This is a genomic window from Actinomadura physcomitrii, assembly GCF_008923205.2.
Lineage (GTDB): Bacteria > Actinomycetota > Actinomycetes > Streptosporangiales > Streptosporangiaceae > Spirillospora > Spirillospora physcomitrii.
On the sequence record NZ_WBMS02000044.1, the window covers coordinates 43,107 to 62,798 of the forward strand.

The window sequence follows — 19,692 nt, forward strand, 5'->3', positions numbered from 1 at the left end:
CACACCGGCCTCACCGGCGCAGACAGCCCCAGACCGGCAATCCGCCCTGAAATCACCATGACCCGCCCGCTAGTCTTGCCGGACCTCGATCGGCACCCCGCCATGTGACACACCGCCCGGAGCGACACCATGAACCCCCCTCAATGGCCCGGTCAGCCCGGCGGGCCGGGCTACCCGCCGGCACCGCCCGGCCCGCCGCCCGGTCCGCCGCTGCCCGGTCCCCCGGGCCCGCCGATGGGCTTTCCTCCGCCGCCCCAGCGCGGCGGCGGGGGCGCGCTCGTACCCCTGCTGATCATCGGCGTGGTCGCCGTGCTCGGCATCGTGGGCGTCGGCGCGTTCTTCATCCTGCGCGACGACGACAAGCCGGACCGGACCGTCGTCATGCCGAGCCTGACCCACCTGAACCCGTCCTCGGGGAGCACCTACTCGCCCCTGCCGACGCCGACGACGTCCCTCGGCGGCGGGACCGGCGACCCGTCCACCGTCCTGTCCCGGACGATCCGGACGGCGAAGGGCCACACCTTCACCCAGGCGGGCGTCCGGACCGAGTCGTGCACCACCCGCGCCAACGCCAAGCTGCTGACCGTGCTGCGCACGCACCCGTGCGTCGGGCTGATGCACTCGGCCGTCTACGCCAACCCGACCAAGACCATCATCACCTCGGTGTCGATCATGACGCTGGGCAGCTCGTCCGCGGCGATCACCGTCAAGGGCGCCACCGACCAGAGCGGCTGGCCGAAGCTGCTCACCCCGTCGGACGCCAGCGGGCTCCCGCAGCCGCGGGCGAACCCGGCGTACTGGACGCGGACCTGGTCGCAGGGCCGCAACGTGATCTACGCGCAGTCGTACTGGAAGAGCGGCGGCCCGACCGGCGGCCGGACCGGCAGCGTCTTCGCGACGGCCGGCGAGCTGGGCGTCGAGGTCACCAACACGCTGCTGTTCTCGAACTGATGGAACGTGCCGTGCGCGAGCGGGACGGGCGGCGGGCCGCCCGTCCCGCCGGCGCGCGACCGCCCGCGGACGCGCGGTCAGCCGTCCTGGCGCTGCGCCTCGCGCTTGCGGGCCTGCGCCCGCTCGTAGGACGCGAGCGCGCGCTCGCCCCCCGGCCGCATCTCGAACCGAATCCCCCGGTCGCCCTCGAACGGCTCCCGGTGGTCGAAGCCGCCGGTGTAGATCTCGGCGGGCACCCGCTCGGGGAAGGCGTCGCAGTACGGGATCCAGGTGTCCAGCGACGTCTCCGCGCCGGGGTTGGCCCGCTGCTGGAGACGCGCGCACGCGTCACAGATGCTCGGTCTCCTGCGCATGGTCCGGCCGTCCTCTCCCATTCCCGGTCGCCCTGGCGGCGCCGCCCGCGCGCGCCGCGGGCGGCCTCGCCGCAGTGTTCCACACCCGCGGTAACACACCGGCGACCTGTCACGATCACCGAGAAGCGGGTTGCGACATGAGCGACGAAATCATCATAATGATCGCTCTCTGTGTGTCTGTGATCGTGCGCGGTCGCGGGCTCGTTCAGCTCCCGACGAACAGAGGGGTCCCCCGTGCGCGCTGAATGGCAGGCGCATATCGACGAACTCCTGCAGACCTACCAGGAGAAGCGCCGGCAGATCCAGGAGATGCAGTCCCGGCTGGAGACCATCGAGGCGTCCGCCGAGGCCGCCGACGGGATGGTCCGCGTCAAGGTCGACCGGCAGGGCCGGCTGACCTCGCTGGAGTTCGATCCGCGGGTCTCCCGCAAGCTCGGCAGCGAGGAGCTCGCCGAGGCCGTCATGGAGGCGTCCAAGAAGGCGCAGAACGACGTCGCCGACCAGATGCGCGCCGCGATGCAGGGCCTCACGCCCGAGGGCGCGTCCGGCGAGGGCGGCGGGTTCGACCTCGCCAAGCTGCTGCCCGAGCGGCCCGACGACATCGAGGCGGTCCGCACCCGCCTCGGCATCCAGCCGAAATGACGTTCGACGGGTACGAGGTCGACACCGAGGACCTCAAACGCGCGGGCGGCGGCTTCGAGACCAACGCCAACACCCTGCAGCAGATCTTCGACACGCTGAACTCGGCGCTGCAGGCCGAGGGCAAGTGCTGGGGCGCCGACGAGACCGGCCAGCAGTTCGAAGAGGGCTACGGCGAGCCCAGCAAGAACGTCCTGGAGGCCTTCCCCAAGCTCAAGAAGGGGCTGGACGGCATCAAGAAGGGCGTCGACGAGATGGCCAAGGAATACAAGAAGGCCGAAGACGCCTCGAGGCTGAAGTGAGCTGATCCCGTGGGTCTGGAAATCCCCGCCGAGGTCCAGTGGCTGTCGTGGATCGTCGGTTCCGACTGGCCCGAGGGCGACGAGACCGCGATGCGGCGCTGCGCGGACGCCTGGCGGCAGGCCGCCACCTCGATCAACGACCTCGTCGGCGACGTCACCGGCAGCGTCAACGACGTGCGCGGCACCCTCGACGCGGAGGCCGCCGAGAAGTTCCAGAAGAACGTCGAGCAGTGGATCACCACCGATCCGCGGCTGCTGCCGAGCATGGCGGACGCCTGCAACAAGCTCGCCGACGTCATGGACAACGGCGCCCTGGACATCGAGTACGCGAAGTACATGTTCATCGCGCTGCTGATCGTCACCGCGATCGAGATCGCGATGCTGATCGCGGCGGCGTTCGAGACGTTCGGCGCGTCCACCGCGGGGATCCCGGCCGTGGAGGGCGCGGCGCAGGTCACGGCCCGCACCATCTTCAAAGAGCTGATGGAGAAGCTCGGGGAGAAGTTCCTCGGCGCGGTCCTGAAGGGCGCCGCGTTCGGCGCGCTGCAGGGCGGCGGGCTCGACCTGATCGTCCAGGGCGTGCAGATCGCCCAGGGCAACCGGAAGGGCGTCGACTGGGCCAAGACGGGCCAGGCCACCCTGGACGGCGCGATCGGCGGCGCGATCTCCGGCGGCATCGGCTTCGGCGCGGGCAAGATCCCCGGCGTCGGCGACGCGGCGGCGACCCCGCTCGGCAACATGTTCAAGGGCATGGCGCGCGACGGCGTGTCCGAGGCGGTCAGCGGCGTGGCCGGCACGGTCGCCACGTCCGCGATCCACGGCGACCCGCTGAGCTGGGACGCCATCGCGAAGGGCGCCACGTCGGGCGCGTTCGGCGGCGCGGTCGGCGGCGGCAAGAGCGGGCTGAAGGAGTTCGACGGCGGGATCCCCGGCGGCGACCCCGCGCCGCCGAGCGTCGACCCCACCCCGTCCACCACGCACGCCCCGTCGACCGGCGGCGGTTCCGGCGAGGGCGGCTCGGGCGGGGGCGGGTCCGACGGCGGCGGCTCCGGCGGAGGCGGCGGTTCGCATGCCACCGGCGGTGGCGGCGGCTCCTCCGGCGGCGGCTCCGGCGGTGGTGGCGGCTCGCACGGCGGCGGAGGCGGCGGCGGTTCTTCCGACGGCGGTGGTTCCGGCGGAGGCGGCGGCAACCGCATCTCCACCCTGCTCGGCGACACCGGCGGTGGGGGGAACCACAATGTGAGCCTCGCCTCGGCGGCCCCGGAAGGCGGCGGTGGAGGCGGCGGCGGTTCGTCCTCCTCCGGCGGCGGCCTCGGCGGCAGCCCCGGCGCCTTCAGCGGCGGATCCCCATCCGGCTCGGACGGCGGCGCCCCGGGCTCCTCCTCGTCCGGCGGCGGGCCGAGCGGCGCGGTCCCCATGGGCGGCGGCACGGCGCCCGGCGGCGCGCCCGCGGCCGGCGGCGGCGTCCCCGGCGGTGCGTCCCCGAGCGCGGGCGGCGGCTCGGGCACCGCGGGTTCCGGCGGCTCGGGCTCCGGCTCCGGCGGCTCGGGCTCCGGCTCCGGCGGTTCGGGCAGCGGCAGCGCGGGCGGTTCGAGCGGTGCGGGCGGTTCGAGCGGTGCGGGCGGTTCGAGCGGTGGCCCCGCCGGCGCCCGGCCTGGAGGCGGCGCGGCCGGCGGCACCCCGGGTTCCCCGGGCGGTGGCGGCCCGTCCACCGGGTCCGGCTCGTCCGGCGGTGGCTCCGGCCGGGGCCGCGACGAAGCACCGTCCGGTGGTTCGACCCCGTCCCGCGCCGGCGGCGACGGCCCGGGCATCCCGGGCGACACGCACACGTCCCCCGGTGAAGAGCACACCTCGCCGTCCGGCGGTACTGAGCCTTCGACCGGCGAGCCCACCGCCCCGTCGCCCGCCGAGCACGCCACGCCCCCGGACGGCGAGCACCGGCCCGCGGCGGACGGCGAGGCACCGACCCGCGGCGACACCACGCCCCCGGAGACCGAGCACACCACGCCGGCCCCGGGCGGCGACCCCACCCCGGAATCGGGCGGCGAGCACACCCGGACCCCGGGCGACGAAGCACCGTCCGGCGGCCGGACCGCGCCGTCCGCAGGCGGCGAGCCCACTCCCACGCCAGGCGGCGAGGCACCGTCCGGCGGCCGCACCGAGGCCCCGGCAGGCGGCCCCGTTCCGGATGGCGGCACCGCCACGCCTCCGGCGAGCGGGAGCACCACGACCCCGACCGGCGGCAGCGGCAGGACGACCGCCGAGGGCGGCGGCACGACGCCGTCCGGCGGCGCCTCCACACCCTCCGGCGACCACGGCACCGCCCCGACCGGCGGCGGCTCCGGCACGACCGGCGGATCCACGCCCTCGGGCGGCGGCTCCACGGCGACCGGCGGCGGCTCCGACCCGTCGCCGGACGGCGGAGCGCCGACCGGCGGCGACCCGTCCGTGCCCGAAGGCGGCGAGGTTCCGCCCACCAGCACGGCCGGGACGTCCGACGCGCAGGACGGCGGCCACTCGACCGCCGACCTGCCCGACGCGATGGACGCGCCCGACCACGGCGGGTCCGACGCGTCCGGCGGCCAGCCCGGCTTCGTCGCGGGCGTGCCGATGCCGATGGGCGCGATGGGCGGCATGGGCGGCGGCTCCGCCGCGCGCGGCGGCGGCGCGTCCGGCGGGACCGGGGGCTCGCGGGTCCGCACGAGCACGCCGTCGTCGGGCTCGGGGCGTCCGGAGTCCACGTCGCGCTCGCCGCAGGAGTCGGGACGCGTTCCGAAACCGTCGCGGCCGGGTGACGGCGACGGCCGTGCGCCGGGCGAGAGCGGCGCGCAGCCGCCGCTCGAGACGCCGGCCGGCCCGGGCATGGAGAACGCACAGCCGCCGCGCGAGCAGGCTCCTCCCGCAGGGGAGAACGGCCGTCCGCCGGCCGATCACACGCCGTCCGAGGCGGAGAACGCGCAGCCCGCGCCCGACACGCCGTCCGGCGACGAGGGCGCGCGGCCGGCGCCCGAGCGTCCGCTCACCGACGACAACACCCCCCGCGACCCCGCCGAGCACCCCATCCGCAACCTCGACGACCAAGGCGTCGTCCGGCCCGACGGCCCGCCGGCCGACGCGGGGCGCGAGCGGACACCGTCCGGCGACGAGGGCGGGGAGCCGGCGCCCGAGCGTCCCGTCACCGACGGCGACCCCGGCGAGCGGCCCATCCAGGACGTCGACGACCAGGGCGTCGTGCGCGGTGACGCGCCCGACGAGGGCGGTCCCTCCCAGGAGAACGACGCCCCGTCCCCGCGCACCGCCGAGCCCTCGGACGGGTCCGGCACGCCGGAAGAGCACCCCGAGCAGGCCGGGACGCCGGGCGAGCACGAGCAGCCGGAGGCGTCCGCCCCGCACGACGCCCAGGCCGACGACGGCACCGGCGACCACGACACCGGCGACACGTCCGGCGACGACGCATCCGGCGACCATGACGGCGGCGACACCGCCCACGACCTCGGGGACGCCGAGCGCGAGGCGCGCGAGATCCTGTCGCAGTTCGGCGACGACGCGCCGGCGGTCGACTTCACGTCCCACCCGATCGACCCGGCGTCCGCCGCCGAGATCAACCGGGCCATCGGACGGCTCGCCGCCGACTACCCCGGCACGATGCAGCGGCTCAACCGGATCGAGTCGATCCAGATGCCGCCCAACGAGGCCGACACCCTCGCCTACGCCCGGCCGGGCGGCCCCGACCAGGGCATCTACATCAACGAGGACGCGTTCGGCGACAACGCGGCGCGCAGCGCGGAGGGCGCCGACGAGGAGGCGGACGGCTTCACCGTCCCCGGCGGCGGGTCGACCGAGGGCGTGTTCACGCACGAGTTCGGGCACCAGCTCGGGCAGCGGCTCCTCAACGACCCGGTGCTGCGGGGCGAGCTGAACCAGGCGATCTCCGACGCGCTCGGCGTCCCCTACGACGCCACGCAGCCGCACGACCCCGCCATGAAGTCCCGCATCGAGAACGCGCTGTCGCAGTACGGGGCGACCAACCCGCACGAGCTGATGGCGGAGGCGTTCACCGAGCACCGCCTCGCCGAGAACCCGCGCGCGCTCGCCCGCGCCGTCGGCGACGTGATGGACCGCCACTTCCGCGGCGAGTCGCCCGGCGGCGCACCGTCCGCCCAGAACGGCTCCACCCCGCGCAACAGCGCGCCCCACGACGGCACGCCCCACGACGGCACGCCGGGCACCGACCGGGGCGCGCCCCGCCGCGAGGACGGCCAGATGCGTCCCGACGACGGCCGTCCGCGCACGAACGAGACCGAACCGGGCCAAGGCGAGACCCCGCCGCGCCACGACAGCGGGCGGCTCCCCTCCGACGACGGCCGTCCGCACGAGAGCGGGCCCGGCCGCGGCGAGGAACCCGCGCGCCCCGACGCCGGCGAGCACCGCCCGGCCGCGGGCGAGACCGAACCGCGCCCCGACGAGGGACGCCCGCGCTCCAACGAGACCGAACCCCGCCCCGACGAGGGCCGTCCCCGCACGAACGACACCGAACCGGGCCGCGGCGAGGCCCCGCCGCGCCACGACAGCGGCGAGCTCACGCCCGGTGAGCGCCGTCCCGGCGGCGAGACCGAGCCGCACCCCGGCGAGCGGGCGCGCGGCGAGGACGGCCCGCGGTTCCGGCGGTCCCGGCCCGGCGAGGACGGGTCCGACCCCACCGGCGGCGACGGCTCGACCCCGCCGCCCGACCAGCCGTCCGGCGGTGCGGCCGACGAGCCGAGCGGCCCCCGCATGCCGCACCAGCAGGCCGAATGGGACCCGCCGCGCGACGCCCCCGACAGGTCGATCGACCTGAATCCCGGCCAGCGGGTCGTGGACGCGGGCCCCCTGCAGCCGAACTCCCGCTACACCGTCCACGAGGTCGGCCCCGACGGCCGCAGGACCCCGCGCAGCATCGCCTACACCAACGGCGACCGCGAGGTCACCCACATCACGAACTACACCTCCGACGAGCCCGGCGCCCACGTCGTCCCGCCGAACGACAACGTCGACGTCACGCGCCCGGAGCCGGGCGTCACGCACCGGATCGACCTCGGCTTTGCGAACCCGCACATCTTCACCGGGGAGGAGAACGCCCACGGGCAGGGCTCGGCCCCGTCCGCCGTCCGGTTCGACCCGCCCGCCGACGCCACGCCGATCGAGTGGCCCGTCAGGTACGACCCGAACGCGAGCGGCCCCTTCACCAACCAGCCGGATCTGCCCAGGAACGCGCGCATCGAGGTCAGGGGCCCGGACGGCAAGCTGCACGGCGTGTTCTGGACGGACGGCGAACGCAACGTCACGCACGTCCGGACCTGGTACGGCGACAAGACCCGCGGCTTCAACCCCGAACTCGGCGACACACCGGCCAACGCCGCCGCGCACCACGTACCCAAGCCGAACACCCACTACCTGATCGAGCCGCACGACCGGTTCGAGGTGAGCAACCCCAGCCGCCTCGACCCGCCCGACGCCGCCCGCCACGGCGACTACACCGACAACGGCGTCGAACCGGGCACGTTCGCGTACCACACGGACGAGCACGGCCAGGCGGACACGGCGAGCGGCCGCCCCGAGTACGGCGCGGGCCACAAGCAGCGCAACGAGCCGGTGCAGACGGACGTCGGCCACATCGGCGGCGGCAGCCCCCCGTCGGCGTCGACCAACCATCCGGGCGAGTACCCGGGCGGGTCCTTCGACGGCGGCCACATCTTCCCGCACCAGGGACGCGGCCCCGGCGAACGGATCAACTACTTCCCGCAGGAGAGCAGGACCAACCGCGGGAACAGGGGCGCCGACTTCGAGCCGAGCGAGAGCTGGGCCCGCTCGTTCGAGGCGCACCTGCGCGCCCAGGACCGGGCCGGGCACACGATCGACCGGATCGACTTCTTCCCCGAGCCGAACGGGGGCCGGATCACGCCGGAGGTCATCCACGTCCGCTGGACGGAGACCGTCCCGAGCCCGGTCCCGGGCGGCGAGCCGACCGTCTACACGCACTACCGGAGCTACCACAACCTGCCGCCGAACCTCCGCGGCGGCGGCGCTCCGGGCGGTTCCACTCCCCCGGCGGGCGGCGGCTCCCAGCCGCCGGCGCATCCCGCCGGGTCGGACGCGCCGCAGCCCCGCATGCGCGGCCCCCGTCCCGAACCGGGCGACCAGCGCGTCGCCGGCCCCGAACCGTCCCCGAGCCCCGAACCGTCGAGCGGCCAGCCGCGCACGGCCGAGCCGTCGAGCACCGAACCGCGCACAGGCGAGCCATCCAGCGCCGAACCGCGCACCACGGAACCGTCCAGCGCCGAACCGCGCACGGCCGAACCTCGCGGCACCGAGCCGCGCACAGGCGAGCCCTCGGGCACGGAGCCGCGTACTGCCGAGCCGTCCGGCGCCGAGCCGCGGCCGCACGACGGCGAGCCGCGTGCGGCGGAGCCTTCCGGTGGCGAGCCGGGCGGTGCCGCGGCGCGGGCGGGTGAGCCGTCCGGCCGCGAGCCGGGTGCGGGCGAGACGCCGGAGCCCGGGCGGGAAGGCGCTCGCGGGACGCAGGAGCGGCCCGGTTCCGAGGCCGCGGTGACGCCGGAGGCCTCGCGTCCGGACGCTCGAACCCATTACGGCTGGTACGAGTCGGAGTCGCCGAGCACGGCGCCCAGGCCCGAGGCGGGTTCCGGGGATCCGGGGCGGCCGTCCACGGTCGGCTCACCGGGGCCGCATCGGACGGAGGGCACCGCGGGCTCCGCGGGCCGGTCGCCGGAGACGGCGCGCCCTGGGGAGGCTCCCCGGGGCGAGAGCACGGTCCCGCCCGGCGGCGAACGGGTTCGCCCGGCGGAGAGCACCCCCGGCACGGACGCCGCTCCGAGGACGGCGGACGCCCGTCCGGAGACCGAGAACGCGCCGTCCCCGAGCGAGGCGGGACGCGGCGACGGACCGGTGCGGCTGGAGGGCGAGGCGCCCCGCGCCGAGTCCGGACCGCAGCCGCGGTCGCGGGCGGCGGAGCCGGAGGGCGAGCGGCCCCGCACGGCCGATCCGGAGCTGATGCGCCGGATCCAGGAGAACGAGCAGCTCCGCCAGGTCGTCGACCAGGCGCGCGACACGGTGGTCAACGACCGGGGCGACCGGCTCGGCGACCTGCTGGACGACGACCTGCGCAACCGGCTGCCGGACCATCCGGAGCTGGCGCGGATCATCGAGGGGAACGGGCCGCCGCCGCTGACCCGGGCCGAGCAGGCGCTCCACGACTCGCTGCTGGCGCGGCCGCGGACGCTGCACAGCCTGCTGTCGCACCCCGAGGCCGTCCACATCCTGGAGGACTCGGTCCGGGAGGTGAACGAGCGGGGCGCGGACGCGGTGCTCGCCGACGGGCCCGCGCGGCCCGTCCCGACGCCGCTGGAGGACTGGCAGACGCGGATCAGCGACCGGGTCATCGGCGAGATCGGCACGTCGAAGTCGCCGGCCCAGCCCGGGTTCGACCGGGAGGCGCTGGCGGCGGAGCAGGCGCGGGCCGGCGAGGGCCGTCCGCTGCCGAAGGACAGCCCGCTGGTCAACGACTACCTCGACGAGCTGTACCGGGCGGCCGAGGAGCAGCGGGGCACGCTGCACGGCATCCTGCGCGACCTGGCGAACGAGCCGGAGGACGCGAAGATGCGGCCGGGCCCCAAGGACCGGGTGCGCGCCCTCGACAAGATCATCAGCGAGAACGACGGCGACGCGTCCAAGCTGAACGACCTGCTGGGCGGCAAGGTCCAGTTCGACAACGTCGCGGACCTGTACCGCGCGCTCGACCGGGTCCAGGACGTGACGCGGCGGCACGGCGTCGACGTGGTGTCGATCAAGGACCGGCTGCGCAGCCCGCAGCCGAGCGGCTACCGCGACATCCGGATGACGGTCCGGATGCCGAACGGGCACATCGGCGAGCTGCGCCTGCACCTGCGGTCGTTCGACGCCGTCGCCGATCACGAGCACTCGCTGTACGAGGTCTCGCGGGACCTGCCGAACGTCGCCGACGAGCAGGCGGCGCGCGGTGTCCGCGAGCCCGGGCTGACGAACGAGGAGCAGGCCGTCGTGGAGGCGGTCAACCGGCGCCTCAACGAGCAGTTCAAGGACGCCCTGGACCAGGCGCTGCCGCCGCATCTGCGCACCACGGCCGAGGAGGGGCCGCCGGAGCCGCAGCAGCGCGAGGCCGAGCCGCAGCACGCGCCGTCCGAGGCGGAGGGCGCCCATGAGGGCGAGCAGACCCACGAGGGCGAGCACGAGGCCGCGCACCGGGGAGAGACCGAGATCCCGGCCGATCTGCCGCCGCACCTGCACGAGGTGTTCCGCGGCAGCGACGAGACCCCGGCGGGCCGGTCGTTCCACGACCCCTCGGACCCGGCGATGCGCGACCTGGCGCGGCGGGTCCCGGCGGACCCGCACCGGTTCGTGGTGGACGGGCACGGCGACGCGGAAGGGCTGCGGCTCCCCGGCGGGCGCCGGCTCGGCGTGGACGACCTCGCCGACCTGATCCGCAACGACCCGAACTGGAACGGCCGCGAGGTGCTGCTGCTGTCCTGCCACACCGGCGACGGCGAGTTCGCCGCCCGGCTGGCGGAGCGGCTCGGCGTCCCGGTCGTGGCGCCGCACGGGCTGGCCTGGTCGGACGGCGACGGGAACGTGTACGCCTCGTCCGGCCACACCGACGCGGGCGGGCAGGTCCGGCCGGGCCTGCCGCCGGACGGCTCGTGGACCGCGCACCACCCCGACGGCTCCACCGCGCCCGCCGGCGAGGGCGGCTACGCCCCCGGCCACCGGGGCGGGGACGACGGGCATCCGCGCGGCGACGCGGAGGCCCGCGGGCTGCGGGACTGGTTCCGGCGCCGCCGGGATCCCGAACCGCCCGCCGGCGGCAACGGCTGGAACGGCGGCCCGCCGCACACCGGGCACACCGGGCACGCCGATCCGCGCCGTCCGGCGCCCGGCTACGGCGCCCCGCACACCCCGTACAACCCGGCGGCCCACTCCGGCGCGACACCGACGGCGCATCCAGGCGTCCACGCAGGCGCGAACCCGGGCGTCCACCCGGGCGCCACCCCTGCCGCCCACCCCGGCGCGACACCGGCCGCGCACCCGGGCGTCCACGCGGGTGCGAACCCCGGCGTCCATCCGGGCGTCCGCGCCGGAGCCGACCCGGCCGCGCACCCCGGTGCCGCTCCCGGCGGTGCCCCCGGTGTCCGGCCTGGCGCGAACCCGGGCGCGGGTCCGGGCGGGCGGCCCGGCGCCCATCCGGGGACGGGTCCGGGCGGCCGTCCGCCCGCCGGTTCCGGCGTGCCGCCGAACACGCGTCCCGCCGCGCACCCGGGAACCGCGCCCGGTGCCCGTCCCGGCACGACACCGGCCGCCCACCCCGGCACGCATCCGGGGACGCACCCCGGCACGCATCCGGGCGCGCACCCGGGGACGCATCCCGGCTCGCACGACCCCGCCGCCGGGCACCCGGCGGCGCACCGGCCGGACGAGCACGCGCCGGCGCATCCCGGCGGGCCGCACCACCCGGAGATCGGGCACGTCGACTCCGACACCGTCCGCCGGTTCGACAGCGACCACGACGGCGAGCTGTACGGCGAGACCCGGCTGGCGCACGTGTTCCAGCAGCTCCCGCCGCATCTCCAGCAGGCCGTCCACTGGTACACGGTGCAGTCCATGCCGAACCCGCACCTGCGGCCGGGCGCGGACGTCGGCCGGTACCTGAACCAGATGCGGCTGGAGGAGAACTACGCGCAGCACCTGATGTACCTGAACGGCGGCCGGATGCCGGTCGACTCGAGCGCGCTGAACGCCATGTGGCGCCGCCCGGACCTGACGGACTACCAGCGGCAGATCGTCCAGTACGTCCTGTCACATGAGAGCCCCGAGCTGCGGCTGCAGGAGATCTGGCGGCAGCACGAGGACCATGAGCGGCTGAGCCGGTACTTCGGCGGGGACCCGACGCCGGAGGCGTTCTGGCGGCGGGTCGCCGAGCTGGACCAGGCGCTGCACCAGCCGCTGCTGGAGCCGGTGGAGACGGTCCGGGGGCTGCACGACGTGTCGTTCCTGCTCGCCCCGGACGGCACGCCGCTCGGCAACCGCGATCCCCGGATGCTGATCGGTATGACACAGACGGAGCCGGGCTACATGTCGACCTCGCTCGGGGTGAACCCGGCGGTGGTTGACAACAACCCGTTCGAGTTCCGGATGCGGATGCGGCTGCCGGAGGGCGCGCACGGCCTCTGGATGGGCACCCGCAGCGCCTATCCGGACCAGCGGGAGCTGATCCTGCCCCGCGGCACCCGATATCGCATCACGAACGTCGTCCATACTGGATTCACCTGGTCGAAGACCAGGGACGGCGGCTGGGTCCAGCGGCCCACGTTCGACATCTGGGCGGACGCGTATCCGCCCCGCTGACGTCCGCCGCAGGGGACGCGGCGCACAACGGGACGCCATGCAGATTCGGAAGGGACAGATGCCATGAGCACCCCGCCTCACCCGGGCGGTAACAGCGGGTATCCGGGCATGCCCTGGCCTCCCGACCCTTCGCAGCCGCTGCCGTCCCCGGGCGGCGCCCACGACCCGCTCGACCTGCCGCCCGCGCCGGCGCTGCCGGGCGCGCCGGTCCCGCCGCGGGAGAGCTACGAGCGCTTCACCCGGCAGCGGGTGCTGTACCTGCCGGTCATGGCGGGCGGTGACCTCCTCGGCTACCTGTGGGCCGCCGAGAGCAACACCAAGGCGTGCGGGTTCATCCGCAACCTGGCGTTCTTCGAGCGCAGCCTGGACGCGTCGGTGCTGTGGAACCGGCGGCTGGACCAGTCCTACGACGAGGGCCTGCCCGCGCAGGACGCGGTCCGCCGGTGGCGCGGCGTCCCCGAGGACCCGCAGGGCGGCGCGATCCCGGCGGACGCGCAGGAGCAGTGGGCGCCGGGGGTGAACGAGCTCGGCGCGTCCCTGAACCCGGACGCTCCGCGCTCGCCCGGCCCGCTCATCCAGGACGGCCTGTTCCCGGACGGGACGCCCGCGGACCGGTCGAAGGGCTGGGGGCCGCTGATCAGCGCCCCGATGCCGGCGTATCCGGAGGAGACGGCCGGGCCGGTCGTGCACCTGCCGGTGGTGCTGGGCGGGAACCTCGTCGGGTACGTGTGGGCGGCGGTGTCCGGCGACGCGGCCGGCTACCTGCGGCGCGTCCCGGCCGGCCGGGCCGGGGAGATCGCGACCGGGCTGTGGAAGGCCCGGCTGTCGGACGCGTTCGAGGCGGGCGTGCACGCCGTGCAGGCGATCCGGGCGTTCCGGGGGCTGCCGGAGGACCACCTGTCCGGCACCGTCCCGGCGGACGCGGCCGAGCAGCAGGCCGCGGCCCTGGCCGACCTGCGGCGGCTGGCCGAGCAGTAGCCTCCGGCGCCGACCTGCGGCGACGCCGCCCTTATCCTCGGACCGTATCCCCCTGTTCGTCGTAACGGAGATCGACTGCAATGAGCCCGGCGAGGAAGACACATCCGCGCTACTTCACCTACAACGAGCGGCCGGTCGTCTTCGTGGAGCCGCCGGGCGGCGGGCTCGACTGCGTCGCCTGCACGCCCCGCAGGGGCGACTTCGTGCGGGAGATGCGCTACTTCAGCGAGATCAACTTCAACCGGGACGCCGACATCGAGGAGATGCCGTTCGAGGACTTCGTCCCGGCGGTGGAGATGTTCCGGGCGCGCAACGGGCTCGGCGAGGGCGCGGTGAAGGCCCTGTACGAGACCATGGACGGGCTGGAGAAGACCGCCGAGCAGGAGCGGCGCCCGCTGAGCGCCGAGGAGCGGGCGCTGATTCGGTCGATCAGCAAGCGGACCCACCCGCTGTTCGAGGAGTACCTGAGCGGGCGCGGCCTGGCCGGGACGCCGCCGCCGGTGCCCGCCGCGCTGCGGATCGCGCGGGTCTTCGACGAGGTCGGCGCCGACGGCACCCCCCGCTACGACCGGCCGCCCGTCCCCGAGCACGAGGTCGAGGCGCTGCTGCGCTACCTGCGGGAGGCGCCGATCGTGCTCGCCGCGCGCGGCTACGACAACGACCTGCTCGATCCGGCGCACCCCGACGATGTACCGCTGACGTACCACACCGACGGCACGTGGATCTGGCCCGGCGCCGTCCACTACTACCTGCGGGTGCACGGCGTCCCGCCGGAGCCGCGCCTGGTCGGGTACGCCTCCGCGGAGAACTTCCGGGTACCGGAGGTGGACGAGCAGACCCGCGCCGAGGCCGTCGCGACGATCAACCGGCCGGCCGGATGACCGGCGCCCCGCAGGACGAGCACGAGCTGACGGCCGCGCTGGCGCCCGAGAGCCCGATCCTGTTCCACCGGGCCCGCCGCCTGCTCGCCGACTGGACCCGCGACGCCGCCGCCCGCTTCCGGGTCGGGCGCCTGGAGGCGGGCTGCTGGTCGGTGCTGCGCGCCGGGGACGGCTGGCGATCCGTCCGGACGGACGGCGACGACCGTTCCGCCATCGGCGAGGACCACGAGACGGCCCGCGCCGCCGTCGCGCACGCGGTCGGCGGCCTGCTCACCGAGGCCGGCACCGGACTCAACCCGAAGGTCTTCCAGATGGCGGGGATCATCCGCCCCGCGCCGGACGACCTCACCGACCGGGGCCCGTGGTATTTCACCGAGGCCGGCGAGCGGCTGCGGGACGCGTCCGAGGACGCGCCCCGTCCCGGCCCCGAGGTGCCGTGCGTCCCGCTGGAGCGCCTGATCGGCCGCGAACCCGGCTACTTCGCGCTCCGCCGCGAGCCCGCGCCCGAGCGCGGCGGGTTCGTGACCGTCCACCGGGTGTTCGAGCTGGCCGTTCGCGACCAGCTGCCGGACGGCCCCGGCGACCCCGCCGAGACGCTTGCGGAGGGCACCGTCCTCGACGGCTACGGCGGAACCGACCAGGTGTTCCTGTACGAGCCCGGCACGCCGTTCCACAAGCGCGGCCTGCAGGGCATGCCCGAGATGTACGAGCACCGCTTCTACGAGGTCCGGCGGCCGCTGCGCGTCCACCCGGCCTTCCCGCTCGAGTACACGATCGTCCCGCGCGGGCGGTCGACGGGCGCGGGCCGCGGCTTCTACCTCGTCGACTCCATAGCCGACCTCCTGCGGGACGGCCGCCTGGCCGAGACCACGGGACCGCGCGGGGAGGCCGCACGATGACCCCGGAAGAGGAGAAGGCGCACCTGCAGGGCCTGATCGACGAGGTCGTGCGGCTGCTCGGCGGCGGCTGGCGCGACGCGCGCCTCACCTATCGCGCCGTCGGCGGGCACGAGGTCGTCCAGCTCACCGGCCACGAGGACGGCTCCGCGCCCGGCGCCGTCGCCCGCGCGGCGCGGCTCGTCCCGGGCAGCGCGATCCCCGCGCTGCTGCGCCGCCACCGGGAGATGACCTACCACCCCGATTACGGCGCCTGGCTGTCCCTCGCCTACTCCCTCTGGAACCGCCCGGACGGCCTGGAATGGGGCGTCGAGGCCGACCAGCCCGACGAGTTCGCCTGGGCGGACGAGATCGCCCCGGCCGACGCCGCCGCCGAACTCGCCCGGTTCCCCCGTCCCGACGCGTACGTCCCCGGCTGGCTGGGCCGCCTGAGCGCCCTGCACGCCGCCGGCGAGGCGTTCTCCCCGGACACCCTCCGCACCGCCCCGCAGGACGATCTGGCCGCACAACTCCCAGCCCTGTTCGGACGCGCCCGCGAGAGGCTCGCCGCCTACGTCCCGGGCGTCGACCGCCTCCGCGTCGGGACCGTCGCCGACGGCTGCTGGACGATCGCCCGCACCGACGGCGCCTGGCTCGCCATCGGCCCCGACGCGTCCGTCCGGCCCTTCGACGACCCCCGCGCCGCCACCGTCCACGCCATGGCCGGCGTGATGGCCGACGCGGGCCTGGAGATCAACAGCCAGGTGCTGCAGACCGCCGGGATCATCACCAGGCAGCGCTCCGCCCGCAAGAAGCAGGACGCCTGGAACCTTGCCGCCGACCCCGATGACTCACCGGTCACCCGCACCTACGCCTCACCGCGCCCCACCTCCCCGGGCCCGTTCATCGCGCTCGAGGGCATGGCCAACCGGCCCGGCGGATACTTCGTCTGCTTCCCCGGCCCGGCCCCCGAGCACGGCCCGTACGTGTCCGTCCACGAGGTCTGCCGCCGGCTCGCCGCGATCGGGCTGCCCGTCCCGGCGCCCGAACCGCCCCCCGAGCCCGAACCGGCCCCCGAGCCGCTCGGCGAGACCCTCCCGGCGGGCAAGGAGGTCGACACCTACCACGACCCCGCCGACCGGTTCGTCTTCGAGATCGGCACGCCCTGGCTGCGCCGCGGCCACAACACCCTGCGCGGCCTCACCTACCGGGTGTACCGCGTCCAGAAGCCGCTCCGCGCCCGCCCCGTCCTGTTCGAGGCCGGCCCGATCGGCTCGGACGCGCCCCCGGAGGAGACCGGCATGGGCTATACCCTGGTCGACCCGATCGCCGACCTCGTCGCGTCCGGCCACCTCGTCGAGATCACCGGGCCCGGCGGCGAGCCCGGCCCCACCGTCCACCGGCCAGAGGAGCAGCCATGACCCAGCCCACCGGTCCGGCCCCCGGCAGCGGCCCCCTCCCCTACGACCAGGCCCGCTACCAGGAACTCACCCGCGGCATCGCCGTGCTGCTGGCGCAGGCCGCCCCCGCCGGCTGGCGCCGGATCGACCTGCGGATCATGATGACGGTCGCCGTGTCCGACGCCGCGCTGACCGTCGCGATGGAGGACGGCACCACCCGTCCCACCGAGTTGCCCCGCGACATCCTCGACATGGCCGCCGAACTCCGCTCCATCATGTACCGGCAGGACCGCGGCACCTGGCTCAGCATGCGCGTCATGCTCGACCCGCCCGGCTCCTACTACACGAGCTTCAACAACGACTACGACCCGCACTGGGACCCCGACATCCCGGACGACGCCTACGCCCAGGACCTCGCCGCCTTCCCCCGCGCCGACGAGAGCGTCCCCGGCTGGCTGCGCGCCCGCACCGTCCGCCCCGCGCTGCCGCCCGAGCCCGTCCGGCCCCTCGGCCCCGTCGAGCAGAAGGACCTCCTCGAGGACCTCACCTCACTGCTCGTCGACGCGCTCCCCGCCGGCTGGCAGCAGGCCGACGTCTACCACAACGCCCTCGGCTCCCACGCCGAATCCCTCGCGCAGCTCCTCATGTGCAACACCCACATGCCCAGCCTGTGGACGCCGCCGCCCGCCGCCGGCGACCTGTTCGACCGGCTCCGCCGCGGCATGTACGCCGACGGCCTCGGCACCTGGTTCACCGCCCGCTTCGTGCTGACGTTCCCGTTCTCCTACCAGATCGAATACACCCGCGACACCGAACCGCGCTGGAAGACCGCCCCCGCGCCGTCCGCCTACGCCGAGGACCTCGAACTGTTCCCCCGCGAACCCGCCAACACCCCGGCCTGGCTCCACCCCCGCGGCTGACCCCCGTCAGCGCTTGAGGGCGTCGAAGATCCGCGGGAGCAGCATCACGTTCTGGTTCTGCTGCGGCACCCTCAGGATCGGCTTGCCCGCGCCCCGCGCGTGGACGAAGTACCAGCCCTTGTCGAACGTGACGCCCTCGATACCCTCCCAGCCGCGCGACACGTTCCCGCCGACGAACCCGTTCCGGTTGATCCGCACCTTGCCGACGTCCACCGTCTGCCCCGCCTCGACCGCCGCGAGGAACTGCCGCAGCAGCCGCGGCTCCACGTACGTCCTGGACAGGTCGACCAGGAACTGCCAGTCCGACGGCGGCGTGTTCGCCCGCAGCCCCGTCTCCTCGAACGCGATCCCGGGCGCCTCGTTGACGGGGAAGAACCCGATCTCGAAATGGTAGTCCGTCGACGTGTGGACGCTGCCGATGTTGAACGGCCCCCGCATCCGCGACTGCACCGCCGTGTACCCGACGAACTCGGCCTTCGCCAGCTCGATCGTCGTCCCGTCCCACGTGATCGAGTGCGCGTCCGCATGCAGCTCGACCCCGTACCGCGTCTTGTGCAGCACCGGCCCGCCCTGCCCCTGCTGCACACCCGCCTGCTGAACAGGCTGCGCCTGCTGAACAGGCTGCGGCGGGACCTGCTGGACCGGCTGCGGCATGGACTGCTGCGGCTGTACCTGCTGAGCGGGCGTCGCGTTGACGTGGTCGGTCCACTTCGTCCCGTCCCACCACCGGTGCCCACCCCCACCGTACGGGTCCGCGTACCACCCGGCCTGAGTCACGATCCACACCTCCCGACAACGCCACCAACCGCCCCGAACATATCCGCTCCCGCCCCCTGCGAGCCGCCGCCCGCGGGAAAGGGCGCGGCCGGCCGAACCGCGGTCACGAGACCGCGCCTCCGGCCGGTCGGCGCGGCCGTCCCGAGGAACCGGCGAGCGTCTCCGATGCGCGGGAACGGGCGTTCGGTTCGGTGTTAACCTCGCGGCGTATCGGATGACCCGCTCGTTGTGGTTTGGGGGCTTGGGGGTTGGCTGAGGGTTCGCGGCCGGAGTTCGTTGCTCCCGATCAGGAGCTGGACGGGTCGTACCGGGAGGCTCAGGAGGCCGATGGCGGGGGCGAGGCCGCGGCTGAGGACGCCACGCCGGAGCCGTCCGAGGAGGGCTCAGAGCCTCTCTCAGCCCCTGAGGGGACGGCGCGGAGGTCTGCCCTTGGGTGGTTGAAGGCTCGGCCGCGAGCAGCGATCGCAGGGGCGGCTGCGGTGGTCGTCGTGGGCGGTGGTGCGGTGCTCTGGGGGACGTCGGGGGCCGATGAGAAGCCCCCGCCTCGGATCCACTTCGCGGCGCTGCCGGAGGCGTGTCAGGCGCCGTCCGCGGCCGTCCTGTCGAAGTACATGCCGGCGGCGGAGAAGCCGACGCCGGACACCGGTGGGGCGTCCGGCGACCAGCGGTACGCGTCCTGCGAATGGCGCGAGCCGCTCAGCGCGCAGAAGGGCAAGACGCTGATCTCGCGGCATCTGCGGGTGGCGATGCGGTTGTTCGTGGGTGCCTCTGGGCTCGCCGATGCGAAGTCCGACTACCAGTCGGCCTGGCGGACGTCGGCACAGGGGACGGTCACCGACAGCGTCGGATCGATCCACAACGAGGCGCCGGTCCTCACGCGGGGGCTCGGCGACGACGCCTTTCTGCATCACAGCGTGACGACGACCGCGCTCGGACGCAGCGGCACCTCGAGAATGGTCGTCCGGACGGAGAACGCCGTCATCACCGTCGACTTCGACGGCGCCACCTATCCGCTCGACCATGACGGGGTCGCGGTTCAGAAGAAGGCCGTCCCGCTGGACGAATCGGTGACGCGCGAGGCCGCCCAAGCCGTCGCACGCGACGTCACCACGGCCTTGTCGTCCTGCAAGACCTGCGTGCGCCGCTGACCCGGGCCGGCCACCGACCGGCCCGGGTCAGCAACGA

12 protein-coding genes are annotated in these 19,692 nt (G+C 75.1%); 10 read left to right on the plus strand and 2 right to left on the minus strand.

Annotation, left to right across the window (positions count from 1 at the left end):
* Positions 1–129 precede the first annotated feature (129 nt).
* Entirely contained in the window at positions 130–951 is an 822-nt protein-coding gene (locus tag F8568_RS37735) for a hypothetical protein (protein WP_160573909.1), read from the plus strand.
* A 77-nt stretch (positions 952–1,028) separates the two neighbouring features.
* Here F8568_RS37735 and F8568_RS47250 read toward each other — a convergent pair whose 3' ends face one another.
* A complete protein-coding gene (locus F8568_RS47250) occupies positions 1,029–1,304 on the minus strand; it encodes a hypothetical protein (protein WP_151598417.1) in 276 nt (91 codons plus the stop codon).
* A 234-nt stretch (positions 1,305–1,538) separates the two neighbouring features.
* Here F8568_RS47250 and F8568_RS37740 point away from each other — a divergent pair, with 234 nt between their 5' ends.
* From F8568_RS37740 to F8568_RS37775, 8 genes are all read left to right on the plus strand, one after another.
* Positions 1,539–1,946 (plus strand): YbaB/EbfC family nucleoid-associated protein, encoded by a 408-nt coding sequence (locus F8568_RS37740; protein ID WP_151598418.1) that lies wholly within the window; start codon positions 1,539–1,541, stop codon positions 1,944–1,946.
* Positions 1,943–2,245, plus strand: a complete 303-nt coding sequence (locus tag F8568_RS37745; protein WP_151547173.1) for a WXG100 family type VII secretion target — start codon at positions 1,943–1,945, stop codon at positions 2,243–2,245. Before F8568_RS37740 ends, F8568_RS37745 begins: the two co-directional genes overlap by 4 nt.
* A 9-nt stretch (positions 2,246–2,254) precedes the next feature.
* The gene (locus tag F8568_RS37750; protein ID WP_151598419.1) at positions 2,255–12,676 is read left to right on the plus strand and encodes a WXG100-like domain-containing protein; all 10,422 of its coding nucleotides are present in this window, start codon (positions 2,255–2,257) and stop codon (positions 12,674–12,676) included.
* A gap of 63 nt (positions 12,677–12,739) precedes the next feature.
* Positions 12,740–13,654, plus strand: a complete 915-nt coding sequence (locus F8568_RS37755; RefSeq protein WP_151598420.1) for a hypothetical protein — start codon at positions 12,740–12,742, stop codon at positions 13,652–13,654.
* Positions 13,655–13,734: 80 nt separating this feature from the next.
* The gene (locus F8568_RS37760; RefSeq protein ID WP_151598421.1) at positions 13,735–14,535 is read left to right on the plus strand and encodes a hypothetical protein; all 801 of its coding nucleotides are present in this window, start codon (positions 13,735–13,737) and stop codon (positions 14,533–14,535) included.
* On the plus strand, positions 14,532–15,434 hold the full coding sequence (locus F8568_RS37765) for a glycohydrolase toxin TNT-related protein (RefSeq protein WP_151598422.1): 903 nt from the start codon (positions 14,532–14,534) through the stop codon (positions 15,432–15,434). Before F8568_RS37760 ends, F8568_RS37765 begins: the two co-directional genes overlap by 4 nt.
* On the plus strand, positions 15,431–16,831 hold the full coding sequence (locus F8568_RS37770; protein WP_151598423.1) for a glycohydrolase toxin TNT-related protein: 1,401 nt from the start codon (positions 15,431–15,433) through the stop codon (positions 16,829–16,831). Before F8568_RS37765 ends, F8568_RS37770 begins: the two co-directional genes overlap by 4 nt.
* Positions 16,828–17,730: a hypothetical protein gene (locus F8568_RS37775; RefSeq protein ID WP_151598424.1), complete on the plus strand. Its 903-nt coding sequence runs from the start codon at positions 16,828–16,830 to the stop codon at positions 17,728–17,730. The genes F8568_RS37770 and F8568_RS37775 overlap by 4 nt, the downstream gene beginning before the upstream one ends.
* A 6-nt stretch (positions 17,731–17,736) precedes the next feature.
* Here F8568_RS37775 and F8568_RS37780 read toward each other — a convergent pair whose 3' ends face one another.
* A complete protein-coding gene (locus tag F8568_RS37780) occupies positions 17,737–18,507 on the minus strand; it encodes a DUF2510 domain-containing protein (protein WP_160573910.1) in 771 nt (256 codons plus the stop codon).
* Positions 18,508–18,986: 479 nt separating this feature from the next.
* Here F8568_RS37780 and F8568_RS37785 point away from each other — a divergent pair, with 479 nt between their 5' ends.
* Positions 18,987–19,655, plus strand: coding sequence for a hypothetical protein (locus F8568_RS37785; RefSeq protein WP_151598426.1), 669 nt, complete (start codon positions 18,987–18,989; stop codon positions 19,653–19,655).
* Positions 19,656–19,692: the final 37 nt, after the last annotated feature.

What these genes read in the sequence shown, in the direction of transcription:
- F8568_RS37735 (WP_160573909.1), top strand. Translation starts at nt 130, where the DNA reads ATGAACCCCCCTCAATGGCCCGGTCAGCCCGGCGGGCCGGGCTACCCG.
- F8568_RS47250 (WP_151598417.1), bottom strand. Translation starts at nt 1,304, where the DNA reads ATGCGCAGGAGACCGAGCATCTGTGACGCGTGCGCGCGTCTCCAGCAG.
- F8568_RS37745 (WP_151547173.1), top strand. Translation starts at nt 1,943, where the DNA reads ATGACGTTCGACGGGTACGAGGTCGACACCGAGGACCTCAAACGCGCG.
- F8568_RS37755 (WP_151598420.1), top strand. Translation starts at nt 12,740, where the DNA reads ATGAGCACCCCGCCTCACCCGGGCGGTAACAGCGGGTATCCGGGCATG.
- F8568_RS37760 (WP_151598421.1), top strand. Translation starts at nt 13,735, where the DNA reads ATGAGCCCGGCGAGGAAGACACATCCGCGCTACTTCACCTACAACGAG.
- F8568_RS37765 (WP_151598422.1), top strand. Translation starts at nt 14,532, where the DNA reads ATGACCGGCGCCCCGCAGGACGAGCACGAGCTGACGGCCGCGCTGGCG.
- F8568_RS37770 (WP_151598423.1), top strand. Translation starts at nt 15,431, where the DNA reads ATGACCCCGGAAGAGGAGAAGGCGCACCTGCAGGGCCTGATCGACGAG.
- F8568_RS37775 (WP_151598424.1), top strand. Translation starts at nt 16,828, where the DNA reads ATGACCCAGCCCACCGGTCCGGCCCCCGGCAGCGGCCCCCTCCCCTAC.